This is a genomic window from Pseudoalteromonas tunicata (genome assembly GCF_002310815.1).
In the GTDB taxonomy this organism is placed as follows: Bacteria; Pseudomonadota; Gammaproteobacteria; order Enterobacterales; family Alteromonadaceae; genus Pseudoalteromonas; species Pseudoalteromonas tunicata.
Map to the genome: position 1 here is coordinate 1,147,738 of NZ_CP011032.1, position 13,710 is coordinate 1,161,447.

The window sequence follows — 13,710 nt, forward strand, 5'->3', positions numbered from 1 at the left end:
TAATGTATAAAACCCTCGTTGTTGCACAAAGCAGTGATAATCTTTCGTTAGGTGATGGTATTGATGTCATTACTTTTGAGCAATATTTACAAGATTATCCTAAGCGTAACGAAACGAAGACTCGAGTTATTAATCTATGTGATACAGAACATTACCTCAGTCGCGGGTATTACTGTTCATTATTAGCTGAAGCACGTAAACATAAGGTTTTACCCAGTGTTAGTACCATTAATGATCTGCGTAATTTAGCCAATTATGCAGATAGCTCTTTGTTGTTTAATTCAGATTTATTAGGGTTAGATTTAGATCAACCAATAGAGTTATTTGCTTTTTTTGGCCATGTTGAGAATGAGCAGCTGAAAAAATTAGCTCGTCGTGTTTATGAAAAATACCCAGATCCGATTCTGAAACTAAGTTTATTTCGCGATGAAAATGGTATTAATTTTAACGTGGTGCGCTGTACTTATTCATTATTAGATGAGGTACAAAAAGCTGAATTTTTAAATCGCTTAAATATTTTTACTCATGTGGTCTGGCGTCAATCTGCTGCTGAGCGAAAGTTACGCTGGGATATGGCTATTTTAGTTAATCCTGATGAAACTCATCCACCTAGCGATAAAGATGCAATCGCTCGTTTTATAAAGGCCGCAGCTAAGGTTGGTATTCACGCACAAACAATTACAGCTAAACAAGCGAATCATATTGCCCAGTATGATGCACTTTTCATTCGTGAAACGACAGCAATCGACCATCATACTTACCGTATTGCGCGTAAAGCCGAACAAGAAGGTTTAGTAGTGATAGATGATCCAACCTCGATTATGCGATGCTGTAATAAAGCTTTTTTACACGATGCATTTAGCTATAACAAAGTACCAGCACCAAAAACGCATGTGGTCCTTGGCACCAGTGATGTTGAGCTTGATAATATCGAAGCGCATTTTGATTATCCGATTGTATTAAAATTGCCTGAAGGTGCTTTCTCTAAAGGTGTGTTTAAAGTTGCAACGCGCGATGAGCTTAAAGAGAAACTTGACCTATTGTTAGCTGATACCGCTTTGGTCTTAGTGCAAGAGTATTTATTTACCGATTTTGATTGGCGCATTGGGGTTTTAAATGGCCGAGCAATTTTTGCATGTCGTTATCATATGGCTAGAAATCATTGGCAAATTTATAATCATGGCTCAAAACGTTTTTCGTCAGGTGGTTTTGAAACTTTGCCAACCTTTGAAGTACCAAAAAAGGTGCTAGATGCGGCAATTAAAGCCTGCTCAATTATCGGAAAAGGTTTGTACGGTGTTGATATTAAGCAAAAAGGGAATCAAGTTTACGTTATTGAAGTTAATGACAACCCAAGTATTGATCATAAAGTTGAAGACTTGTATTTAGGCAATGAACTTTATATGCATATTATGAATGAGTTTGCGCATCGTTTAGAAATGCGTGGACGTTAACTTAAAAAAATTAATTAAAAGCGGCTTCGGTCGCTTTTTTATTGCTTTGATATTATTGGAGTTTGAGGGAGATTAAACGCACTGGATTTGAATATAAATTTAAGTCATTAAAAAAGGCCAAATCGTAAGATTTAGCCTTTTTTAGCTCAATTAAGAACTAGAAGGTGGTTAACTGATTAACCAAACCGTTGCTATTAAAGAGCTACGATTTTCTCAGCTTGAGGACCTTTTTGACCTTGAGTTACGATGAACTCAACTTTTTGGCCTTCAGTTAAAGTTTTGAAACCTTCACCAACGATGTTACCAAAATGAGCAAAAACGTCTGGACCATTTTCTTGAGCGATGAAACCAAAACCTTTAGCTTCGTTGAACCATTTAACTGTACCAGTAGTTGTAGTAGACATAATAATATCCTAATTTTTTGAGTAATTTAAACAGGCTCAGTATGAACACTGCCGTTGATCTGGAAGTATTGCAATTACTTATAAAAAACAGGACGAGGTACTAAACGAAACTTCGAAATGGTATGCATAAATAAGGTCGTACTTTCAAACAGAACTCAGTGTAGCTGATCCCCCATGAGAGTCAAGCACTCATTCCTAATTGCACCAATATAAATGCCTCAAAACGGCTGTGTGTTTTAGTCAGTTAGGTTTGTTGTTAAAAGTGCTATAGAAGTACCTGTTTTTAGAATTATTGTGAATTATATGTAAATTTTATTTGCTGTTTGTTTTTTAGTCTGCCATAGATAAGAGGTCTGAGGACTTACCTCGACATAATTTCAACACACATTGAGACAATATTATGACAACAAAAAAAATAGCATTTTGCGTATTGCTCGGTTGCTTGAGCTGGCAAAGCCACGCAAAAACTGGGTTGGCATTTGTACATGGCACTGGTAATCAGAGTGATGCTTATAATGATTATTGGACGGGTGATTTTATCAATACCGTAAAACAAGGGTTGAGTGACCAAAGTTTATACACAGTGATAAATTGTGACTTTGATCAGTACATGTGGAGTGCAGAGGCTTCGGGCTGTTTAGCGCAGCAACTTACGAATTTTGTTAACCAACAAAACATAACTGAGCTTAAAGTAATAACCCATTCCAATGGTGCCAATGTTTTACGATGGATTTTATCTAATCCGACATGGGATAGCCGCTTTGCACCGCTAATTAGCAAAATCAGCCATGCTATTGCAATTGCTCCATCAAGTGGTGGAACGCCATTGGCAGATGCGGTGATTTCAGGCAACAGTTTTGAATCATCTTTAGGTTGGTTACTTGGGTTTAAAACCGATGCAGTAAAACAACAGCAAGTTGCTTGGATGGCTAATTACAATTCGAGTTGGTTATTTGGTACGGCTAATCGACCACAATTACCGAGCCGATTTGAGGTCGTAGTCGGTAGTGATGTTGATTCGGCGATTTGGGATGGCGATAGTTATTGCGCTGGTTATCAATATCAAGTGGCATTGGAAGTGACCCAAAATTGGTTAGACAGTTGCTCCGATGGTTTTTTAAATTGCAGCTCACAAAAGGCCGCAGGGCAGGTGTGGTTTACTGATAAACAGAAAACGCGTGGTCAAGAGCCCCTTAGTCATCAACAAAGTCGCCGAGATTGTTTTAATTTAGGCTCTTTATTGAAAAATCGTATTTAAATCTAAGGACTAATAATGACTTATTTAAACAAAACATTACCGCTGTGCTTGGTATTAAGTTTTTTTGCCAATGCAAACCCCACTTTTAGTGAAATTGATTATACTCCAAAACATGATTTTAAAGTGACAGCGACCACGAATAATAAACTGGCTGATCCTCATCAAAACAATCAGGATGCAGTGGTATATGTATGGCCTAATACTCATAGTAAATTTGACGCAGTATCACAATTACAAACGCTGCAAAGCAACGAATATTGGCAGGAGGTGAGTGCACAAGAACTTAATGCGGGTATTATGCTTTTTACAACATCAACAGAGGCATTTGTTCGCATTGCGCCAAAAACACAGTTTAGCGAAGGTGAAGCAATTAAATCACCCGCACTTGATGCCAGTCAATTAATGATAAAGCCGCGCTTATCATCTACCTTTGAAGCGGTTGAGCAAACTATTTCACAACAAGAAATGGCTTTGGCTGGCTTTGAAGATGGCAGTGTTGCATTAAAAACAAATGCATCGAATTTAGTTGGACAGTTAACGTTGCGAAGTAATCAAAATTTACAGCGTAACAGTCGCTATTTAGTGCACGTTAAAGAGAAGTTTTCCAATCAATTGCTGCAAGTATCGGCTGCTAATATTTACCAACCTGAAGAAGAGGCGGTATTTAGTTTATCGGCAAAGATAGCAGGACAAGATTTGGATGAAAAAAATACGCAACTACGATTAATAAACTCACATGGTGAAGCGACGCAGCTAAGCTATGATGGGGGTAAAATATTATTACCTGACAACTTAGATATGGTTGGTGCTTATCAAGGCTTTTATGAGTTAGAGCTCACATCAATGAAAGTTTTGGCGGGCATTAGCGTCAAACGCAGTATTAAAGTACCATTTGCTCAAGTTGTGAGTACTGCTGAACTCGGTCAAGCAATACAAGTTGAAAATCAAGCTGCGGTACAATTTTCACTGCCAATTAAAGTGGCTCATCCTGGGCGCTATGCTGTTAAAGCAACGTTAGCTCTGCAATCTACTAAAGGTAAAATCACTCATTTGCAAACAATAGAGGTGGCCAATTGGTTGCAAGGTGACAACAGTATAATATTACCTTTTACAGCTAATGCTCCGTCAAAATCTGGATCGAAACTTTTATTGACCAACGTAAGCTTGGTTGATCAAAGCCGGATGATGCTGCTTGAGCAACATGTAGTCTGGTAGGCTTTTGTTTTATTGATAAAAAGCCAGCTTCTGTTGAGGCTGGCTTTTGATACTCTTGTTTTATAACAATTGGCTATTTTGCTTGTTCGATAGCTTCTCGTTGCGCTTTAATTTTTTCAGCCAATTTTTCAATGGCTTGATGTGCCTCGTCACTTAATTCGTTAGCGTTCTCTTTACCTTCTAACCAGCTTTCTTTTGCCATTGATTTGCTTTGTTCAATCAGATCTTTACTTTGTGCAAGTAAATCTTTACTGATATCTTGGCCTTCGCCCGCTAATGTTTTTGCTAAAGCCTCACTTTCTTTAACTAAATCATTTAATGAGTCATCTTTGAGTTCTAATGCGCTTTCTTTCACATCATTCCAAGCGTTAGTTAATGCGCTTGATACTTCTTTTTTTACTTCATTGGCTTCGTTTTTAATTTCGGCTTGTTGCTCACATCCCATCAAAGTTATGGCACTGAACATTAATACTAAACTTAGTTTTTTCATCGATGATTCTCTTTAATTTAGGCGACATAGATTATCTTTAGCCCAATCCCTGTGGTCAATCTATTCACGATTAAAATAGGCGCTATACTAATAAGTTGAAGATAAAGCATAGGATCCATTGCATTGAGGTATATCTATTTGAACTATCAGCTTGGGTTATTATTTCTTTGCATCATTGTCTGTATTCGGGCTGAAGCTGAGCTGAATGATCCTATTTTGTCGCAGCAAATGGATGCCTTAATAGAAAAAAGCGATTATTCGAGCGATGCATTTTTTGCTACTTATCAGCAATTGCAGGCGAACTTTCCCAAACAGTTATCGGTAGAACTTAGTGCTAAGCGCGCGATTATCGACAGTGCCATCGCATTAAATGCGCACAATACAACTCTCTACCCTGAACTAATTGACCAGATCAAACAATTAATACCAAAGGTAACAGATCAAGGATTAGTCTTTGATTTAAAAACACAGCTCTTTTTTTTAAGTTCTCGAGCAGAAAATCAAGTTGAATATTATCAAGAAATTAAAGATTTACTAGCGCAAGCCCCTGAAAATATCCAGCAGATAGGGTATGGATATTTATTGCTAGATGCCGCCAGTATTGCCCTAAGGTTGATGCAAGATGAGGAGGGGTGGCACTATTTTACTTTAGCTAATCAGTTAGCCATATCGCTTGATAATAACGATTTTTGGTCTTCTCTTGAAAATAGCCGAGGTTTGGCTCTATCAGAACATGGCCACTTTGAGCAAGCATTAGCAGCCTTTAAGAAATCGCTTCAATATAAAAAGCAACTAGGAGTCTATCATGCAGTAGTTTATGCCAATATTGCTTATAACTATTTTAATTTGGGCCAATTAGAAAATGCTCGTCATTATGCAAGTATTGCGCTTAGTCAAGCTGCGTTAGAAGATAATCGCTACGTTGAAGTCTTAATAAAAACGTTATTGGGCCGAATTGAAAAGTCTCAAGGCCAAAATGAAAAAGCGCTTGATTGGTTTTGGCAGTCTCTAGAGCTTGCAAAGCAAGAGGGTGTCAGAGACTATATTTTTGCTAATTATGCCGATTCGATTTATCCCTTATTACATTTAGGAAAAATAGATCAAGCTGTTGAATATTTAGAACAAGCGAAAATGATTGAGCATAAGGAAAAATTAGGTTTAAGCAGTTATTTATTTGAATTAGAAGCCGTTATTAAGCATCATCAAAAAGACTATGAAACAAGTTTGATGTTATTTTTTCAAGCAATTGATGCAATAGGGCAAAAATATACCGCAACAGCCGCAAAAGCCGCAGAGCAAAGTCGCGCTTTGATGGAAACCCAAGTGCAGGAGTTAGAAAACCAAAGACTGCGAGTTGAAAATGAACTAAAGCAAACGTATCTAAATGAAATATCAGATAAAAACACTTGGCTGATATGGTTGTCGTCTATCGTGAGTCTTTGCTTAGTAATTACTGTGGTATTAGCCTTATATGCCCGAAAAGTATCTAAAATTAATCATTTGCGTGCAACCACCGATGAGTTAACCCAAATCGCTAATCGCCGTCACATTTTGAATTGTTTAAACCGGCTTATTAAAGGCGCAAATAAAACCAAGCAGCCATTGTGTATTGCGATGTTAGATATCGATTATTTTAAAAAAATTAATGATAATTTTGGTCATCTTGCGGGTGACTTAGTATTGGTTGAAGTTGCGCAAGTGGCTCAATCTTGCCTGCGAAAACACGACTTAATGGGTCGCTTAGGTGGGGAAGAGTTTTTGTTTGTGCTGCCTAATACCACGCAACAACAAGCGCGAACCGTTTGCGAATCGATTAGAAATGCACTTCATACTATTGCTATCGATAATGACGAGAGTGGCCATTTAACCGTATCGGGCAGCTTTGGTATCAGTATATTGAGCAAAGCCGACGAAAAAGTAGAGTCTTTGATCCAACGAGCCGATACCGCCCTTTATCAAGCTAAAAACAATGGGCGCGACCAAATTTGTGATTAGTTTTTAATTTTAGAGCTGGTATTTTTATTACAAACCTTATCTTATTTCTGCAGAAATAACGCCATTTACAATTCTTCACATTATATTTTTAGTCTCATCCTTATTTTAACCCACTGAATTAGTTTATTTATCTGTTATTATATCGTCCCTGTTTTAATACTGAATTAAATATATTGTATGCAATTTGTTGCGTTTTGTGTTTTTAGTTGTTAAAACTATGTTGCATTTTGTTTTGGTGGTCATGCTTTTTGGCTACTCAAAAATGCCTATTTGCACTCTCTCACACAACTAGAAAGAAGAAAATTATGAAAATTAATAAATTAGTTTTAGCAGTTACAACAGCTTTGTTGGTACAGCCTGCAATGGCGAGTAATGCACCAAAAAGTCAATTAGAGAACCAAGCTCACCATCATGGTATTGAAAAAAAGCGCCAGTTAAATGTACCAACCGCTCAAACTCAAACCCGTTCAAACCCTTTAGAGTACTCTCATCGGTTACATGATTTGAATCTTCAAACGGCTGTTTCAGAGCAAGCTTTGGCGGCAACGTGTGATTTGAATGCATTTAATACCACGAACAGTACAAGTTTAATTAATACAATCAAAGCTCAAGGTGCTAGCTGCGTTAATGATTTATTTAGTGCTTCATCTAATATTCAAGCAAGTGCATTTACTTCAAACCATATGTTTGCAGTAGCAAATCATGTTAAGTCACTCGCACACAATTATAACGGTGGCGGTGATAGTGATATTGAAGCGCTATTTTTATATCTTCGTGCCGGTTACTTTGTAGAGTTTTATAATGATGGCGTAAGCTTTGCCACTTGGGTTAAACCTGCGGTGAAAGGGGCTATTGATGCTTTTGTTAACAACAGTCATTTTTATGATAATAACGAAGGCCATGCTAAAACGATGACGGAAGTCATCACTACTATGGATAGCTCTGAGCAACAAGATGTTTATTTACCCATTGCAAAAGCTTGGTTAAGCCGTTGGAATGAGACCTATGCCGCTGGTTGGAATATGCGTGGTGCGATTAATGGCTTTTTTACACTTATTTTCCGCGGGCAATGGAATAGTAATTTTGTAGCCAATATAGGCTCAGATAAAGAGCTAGTGGCTATTTTGAAAAACTTCGCTATGAGCAGCTATATGCTTGGCACCGACGCTGAATTTATGGTGGCTAATGCTGCACGTGAGTTAGGGCGGTTAAAAACGTATTCAGGCACAGCCATTCAGGCGGATGTTGATGCTGCCCTCAAGCACATATTTACCACTTATGAAATGTTTGGTTATGGTGATGTGGTCTGGTTAGGCGCAGCTGATACCGCAACTTATTATGCTGATTGTAGTGAGTTCAATATTTGTGGTTACGGCGCGCAACTTATTGCCAAGGTTTTCCCTCAAAATCATCAATGTAGTTCGACTATTCGCATTCGCTCACAAGATATGAGTGCGATTCAGCTTACTGCCGCATGTAATAAAATGGGATATGAAGAAACATTTTTTCATACTCAATTACAAACGAATCAAATTTCTGTAGCTGATGATTACAATAGCCAGCTGCAAGTTAATATTTTTAATTCAAGTGATGATTACGGTAAATACGGTGGCGCTATTTTTGGCATCGATACCAACAATGGCGGGATGTATTTAGAAGGAAATCCGGCAGATCAAACTAATGTGCCTAATTTTATTGCATATGAGGCAAGTTATGCCAATGCCGATCATTTTGTTTGGAATCTAGAGCATGAGTATGTGCATTATTTAGATGGCCGTTTTGACTTATACGGTGATTTTAATAACCCAACTGAGCGCACAGTATGGTGGACAGAAGGGGTGGCTGAATATGTAGCCAATCAAAATAATAATCCTGCCGCTATTGCGACAATTAACGACGGTTCGACGTACTCATTATCAACCGTTTTTGAAACGACCTACGATGGTTTTGATCAAGACCGTATCTATCGCTGGGGTTATTTAGCGGTACGTTTTATGTTTGAAAAACACCGTGATGAGGTGAATTTAATGCTGGCCGATACCCGTAAAGGCGATTGGACTGCATATAAAGCGAGAGTGAATACGTGGGGCAGTAGCTATGGCGCGGAATTTACTAGCTGGACGCTAACGTTAACAGATGACACTAATCCACCGGTTGAAAATAAAGTACCATTTGCAGTACATAATGGTCCTTATGCAGCTGATGAAAATGTCAGTATCCAATTTGATGGCAGTGGTTCTTACGATCAAGATGGCACAATAGTGAGCTATTTATGGGACTTTGGTGATAACTCTACCAGTTCTGAAGCGCAACCGAGCCATAGTTATGCTCAAGCCGGTGATTATACTGTTACGCTCACAGTTAAAGATGACAAAGGAGCTGTAGCAACAGCGACATCACAAGCATCGATCAGCAGTGATGTGATTGAACCGCCAGTTGGCAATGCCTTACAAAATAAGCAGCCTTTGAATATTAGTGGCGCACAAGATCAGCAAAGTAACTTTACTTTTGCAGTACCAGCAGGGGCGTCGGAGCTGAACTTTAAGCTTGCAGGTGGCCAAGGTGATGCAGATTTGTATGTTAAATTTGCAGAGCAAGCAACAGTTGATGTCTATGACTGTCGTCCTTATATTGGAGGCAACAATGAAACATGTACTATCGAGAATGCTCAGGCGGGTACTTACCATGTAATGGTTCGAGGTTATAACGCGTATGAAACAACCTTGACTGCAAGTTTTACAGCCTCGCCAAATACTCGTTTACCTAACGTCTGTGCCACTCAAGCACCGGTATCGGGTGGGCAATTAGAAGCGGGTAAAGTCATTTGTTTAGCTCAACAGGAGCCGATGTGGTTTAGCATTGCAGATGTTAACGGCCATAGCACCATGTCTATTACATCTGCCAATGGTACTGGAGACTTAACGTTGGAGTACAGTAATGCAACCTGGCCAAATGGTGTGAACCATCATGGTTCATCTAACAATGTGGGTAATAGTGAATGTATTACTTTGAATGCTCAAGCCAATTATTGGGGTTATCTCAAGGTATCGGGTGCGGCACAAGGTGTAGCCATCGTGGTTGATTTTGATACACCAGGTTGTCGTTAATTTTCGCATAACATAGAATTGAGTAAAACGCTGTCGTATGATGGCGTTTTACTTTTTGCTGTGCTGTCATTCACTGAATCGATAGGAAGTGAAATTCAATATTTAAAATTCAAAGTGATGCTTATCACAACTCGATGGGCTCATTTCCTCGCGAACTTCGTTTATCTCTTAACTGTAATAATTGGTAATGTACCTGCGTTTAATAGTAAATTATCATTCTGTGCAGATAGTGACAGTTAAAATGGATTAAACATGGCAAATCTTCAAAATCAAGTGACATTACAAAATGTTATTTTATTATCGCAGCATATTTTTGGGCGACATCCTAGTACTTCACATACCGTTATCAAAGATATTCGAATATCTCGAAATCATGCCACTATTTTTTGGGATGGTGTGGAGTGGTTGTTACAAGACGCAAGTACAAATGGCTGTTTTATTAATGAAATACGCTTGCAGCCTAATACTAAGCATCGCTTACATTTAGGAGATGTTATTCATTTTGCCACTTTGGAATCTGAAGGTTGGGAAGTAACAGATACCTCTGAACCAAAAGACATATTAGTGCCAATTAATTCAGGTTTAAACGTCATTGAGCTCGATAGACTCATTGTTTTACCTTCTGAAGATGCGCCTGAAGTTACCTTATATTTATCACCGAATGGGCACTGGGTCTGCGAAACTAATTCAGGTATTTCGGTATTACAATCTGGTGATGTGATTAATACTCAATACCAAAAGTGGCGTTATATCGAAGCTAAAATAAGTGATGAAACCGCAAAGGTTGAGGCCATTGACATGCCTTCGTCGCCACAAGTTGGTATCTATTTTGACGTTAGCCAAAATGAAGAGCATGTAGGATTGAAGTTTTTAGTTGATAACTTTGAATATGATTTAGGGCAACGAAGCCACCATTATTTGCTATTGGTTTTAGCGCGCAAACGGTTAGAAGATAAAAATGCCGGAGTTATTGAATCTGAGCAAGGTTGGCTTGATAAAGATTTAGTTAGCAAAATGATTGGTCAAAGCGAAGCGCATTTAAATATCCAAATTCATCGTTTTAGAAAACAGTTGATCAGTATGCTGCCTAAATCATCGTGTTTACCACAAGCGGTAGAGCGCCGAACAGGCGAAATGCGTTTTGCTTTTGAATCAGTTGAAATAACGGGTGGTGCACTGGGTAGTCAATACGTGACGGTTAAAAAACATTCACAAAATTACTAAATAACAATCGATTTCAATACCCACAATAAAGCCCAAATAGCCGACACTATTTGGGCTTTTACTTTGTATTTAAAGCAGCAGATCTTTGCTTTGAGCGCTCAATAATGCTAAAGCTTATGACGTTGTTGGCGTTGAGCTAACTTATTTTGCCCACTTGATTTGGTTTGTTCACCGGCATAAAGATGCAGCGTACCAAAATGACTTTTTAACTTCGATGCGGCGTAATCGAGTTCAATGATCGAAATAATAAGCGCATGTTTTTCAGGAAAGAGGGCTTCAACAGCTTGTGATACCAGTTCATACAAACGTTTTAAGTTAATTTGATGAGTTTGCCCTGTTTTTTCAAATAGCCAATTGGTCAACGCCATAAATTCATCAAACGGGTTATCGGATAAGATATGAGCCAAAGAATGTTTGAAGCGTCCAGAATTACCTATCATATCCCAGTAGCGAGCAAAACGATTGATAAGTTGCATAGTCGCAAAATCAACTCGATCAGTACTTAAAATATTAAATGGTGGTAATGGATTAAAGCGCAAATCAAACGTCTCGGTATGCCTAATTATCGGGCTGCCTTTAAGACGCTTTAAAATACCCAATTGAATTTCATGCGGGCGACACTGATACAGTTCGTTAAAGCTTTCTCTAAAGGTCTCAAAGGTTTCACCAGGCAAACCAAAAATAAGGTCGGCATGAATATGCGCGCTAGTATTATCTTTAAGCCATATTAAATTTTCTTTTGATTTAGGGTTATTTTGTTTGCGGCTAATATTAGTTTGTACTTCAGGGTTAAAGGTTTGAATCCCTACCTCAAACTGCAAACTGCCATCGGGGAATAGCGTTAATAATTCTTTTAATTTACGCGGTAAATGGTCGGGCACCACTTCAAAGTGAAGAAATAAATCGTCAGTCATCCTATCTAAGAAAAACTGCATAATTTGCATGGTCGTGGCAATATTTAAATTAAAAGTTCTATCGATAAATTTAAAGTTTCGTGCTCCGCGCTGATAAAGAATATCCATTTGATCTAGAAATAACTCAAGTTCAAACGGGTTTGATGCCGTGTCTAACGATGACAAACAAAATTCACACTTAAACGGGCAACCACGTGACGCTTCAACATACAATAAGCGATTTTTTAAATCTTCATCACTGTAATATTGATAAGGTAATTCAAGGTCTTTTAATTCAACGGGGGTTGATTTGAGAATTTTTTGTTCCGGCTCAGTTTTGTTGATAATATCTTTACACAACTGGTAAAAACTAATGTCAGCCGCGCCCGTTAAGACAAAATCAGCGGAGGCGACAATGTCTTGTTGCTCAGCTTCATAACTTACTTCAGGCCCACCTAAAACAATTTTGATTTCTGGCGCGACTACTTTTAATAAGCTAACTACATTAGTGGTTTCAATAATGTTCCAGATGTACACACCAAAACCAACAATATCAGGCTTTGCTTCCAAGATTTGTTCAACAATATCGATGGCACGAGTTTGAATAACAAACTCTTTAATTTCACAGCAACTTTGTAATTCTTTTAAATTCGCGTACAGATAACGCAGGCCCAAACTAGCATGAATATACTTCGCATTAATGGTTGCCAGCACTATTTTAGCGTCGCTTGCCACGTTTTCGTGATTAAGTGATGATGTTTTTTTTAACGGCGCAGGGGAGTAGTGCTCTGCCGGGTTTATCTGTGTTACTGAAATCTGATTATCGAATTGTTGCATTGCCATAGTGGTTCTTAACTAGCTTAAAAAGTCTGGACGTAATAATACAGCAATCTGACGCTATTCAGTATCAGATTTTACCGACACTAAAAACCAGCTAAACAGTATTTATTTTTTCAGCATTAAACCAATTTAAACACCAATATATATTCAAATAATTTGGATTAGAAAGGAAGAGTGGGAAATAAGAGGGTTTGATTAATGACAGATATATTAAACGCCAAAAAAATAAGCCGTTGCTTTAAAAGCAACGGCTTATCAGTATGTGGTGGAGCTGGGGGAGGTTGAATCTAGATTTTAATGTTTTGATATTAAAGGTTAAATTTACATTTTAATTTTTGTGTTGGTACTTTGTGTGGTACTAAAGGTTGTTGCGTAAAGTGCGTAAGTATTAATCTGAAATTAAAAAGTTAATATTTTTTGAAGGATGGTTCATCACCTTCTATATTTAATCCAAGTTTAATAAAAAGGACTTTATTATGACACCTCAACAAGTACCTCCAGTATTACTTAAAACATGGCTTGATATTTACAGCATGCACGAGCTTCACAAACTACAACCAAGCTTCAAAGAAAAAATGGTCTCGATTTACGGCAGTGTTGATGCTGCTGAGCAGTACTACATAAATTACCTCCACCAGCAAAACAACATAGAATGGATTAAAGTGGCATAAGTCAGTTTAAACAAAAGCCGATAGCCATCTGCTTATTTAAACAAATGGCTTTTTTTTGAGCCTATGTGTAATGAAGTGTAATAGAGTCCATAGTCTAATTAGTGCAATATCATTTCCCCCTGCTTGTAGAATACAAATCTAAAAAATAACAAAGTGTCA

10 protein-coding genes are annotated in these 13,710 nt (G+C 38.0%); 7 read left to right on the forward strand and 3 right to left on the reverse strand.

Annotated elements, in window-relative coordinates; translation table 11 throughout:
- Positions 1 to 2 precede the first annotated feature (2 nt).
- Entirely contained in the window at positions 3 to 1,454 is a 1,452-nt protein-coding gene (locus PTUN_RS05275; protein WP_009838664.1) for a RimK family protein, read from the forward strand.
- Positions 1,455 to 1,648: 194 nt separating this feature from the next.
- On the opposite strand, the gene PTUN_RS05280 is transcribed toward PTUN_RS05275, so the two are convergent.
- Positions 1,649 to 1,858 carry a cold-shock protein gene (locus tag PTUN_RS05280; protein ID WP_009838665.1) on the reverse strand — a complete coding sequence of 70 codons (210 nt, stop codon included), beginning with the start codon at positions 1,856 to 1,858 and terminating at the stop codon, positions 1,649 to 1,651.
- A 400-nt stretch (positions 1,859 to 2,258) separates the two neighbouring features.
- Here PTUN_RS05280 and PTUN_RS05285 point away from each other — a divergent pair, with 400 nt between their 5' ends.
- Both PTUN_RS05285 and PTUN_RS05290 read left to right on the forward strand, forming a co-directional pair.
- Positions 2,259 to 3,116, forward strand: coding sequence for a hypothetical protein (locus PTUN_RS05285; RefSeq protein ID WP_009838666.1), 858 nt, complete (start codon positions 2,259 to 2,261; stop codon positions 3,114 to 3,116).
- A 15-nt stretch (positions 3,117 to 3,131) separates the two neighbouring features.
- On the forward strand, positions 3,132 to 4,331 hold the full coding sequence (locus tag PTUN_RS05290; RefSeq protein ID WP_009838667.1) for a DUF4785 domain-containing protein: 1,200 nt from the start codon (positions 3,132 to 3,134) through the stop codon (positions 4,329 to 4,331).
- A 73-nt stretch (positions 4,332 to 4,404) separates the two neighbouring features.
- On the opposite strand, the gene PTUN_RS05295 is transcribed toward PTUN_RS05290, so the two are convergent.
- Entirely contained in the window at positions 4,405 to 4,821 is a 417-nt protein-coding gene (locus PTUN_RS05295; protein WP_009838668.1) for a hypothetical protein, read from the reverse strand.
- Positions 4,822 to 4,959: 138 nt separating this feature from the next.
- Between PTUN_RS05295 and PTUN_RS05300 the strand changes: the two genes are divergently transcribed.
- The 3 genes from PTUN_RS05300 to PTUN_RS05310 all read left to right on the forward strand — a co-directional run bounded on the left by PTUN_RS05300 (position 4,960) and on the right by PTUN_RS05310 (position 11,147).
- Complete coding sequence (locus tag PTUN_RS05300; protein WP_009838669.1) at positions 4,960 to 6,816, forward strand: GGDEF domain-containing protein; 1,857 nt, start codon at positions 4,960 to 4,962, stop codon at positions 6,814 to 6,816.
- Positions 6,817 to 7,121: 305 nt separating this feature from the next.
- Complete coding sequence (locus tag PTUN_RS05305; protein WP_009838670.1) at positions 7,122 to 9,923, forward strand: collagenase; 2,802 nt, start codon at positions 7,122 to 7,124, stop codon at positions 9,921 to 9,923.
- Positions 9,924 to 10,175: 252 nt separating this feature from the next.
- Positions 10,176 to 11,147, forward strand: a complete 972-nt coding sequence (locus PTUN_RS05310; RefSeq protein ID WP_009838671.1) for an FHA domain-containing protein — start codon at positions 10,176 to 10,178, stop codon at positions 11,145 to 11,147.
- Positions 11,148 to 11,254: 107 nt separating this feature from the next.
- On the opposite strand, the gene PTUN_RS05315 is transcribed toward PTUN_RS05310, so the two are convergent.
- Complete coding sequence (locus PTUN_RS05315) at positions 11,255 to 12,883, reverse strand: B12-binding domain-containing radical SAM protein (RefSeq protein ID WP_009838672.1); 1,629 nt, start codon at positions 12,881 to 12,883, stop codon at positions 11,255 to 11,257.
- A 473-nt stretch (positions 12,884 to 13,356) separates the two neighbouring features.
- On the opposite strand from PTUN_RS05315, the gene PTUN_RS05320 reads away from it, so the two are divergent.
- Positions 13,357 to 13,551 (forward strand): hypothetical protein, encoded by a 195-nt coding sequence (locus PTUN_RS05320; protein WP_009838673.1) that lies wholly within the window; start codon positions 13,357 to 13,359, stop codon positions 13,549 to 13,551.
- Positions 13,552 to 13,710 lie beyond the last annotated feature (159 nt).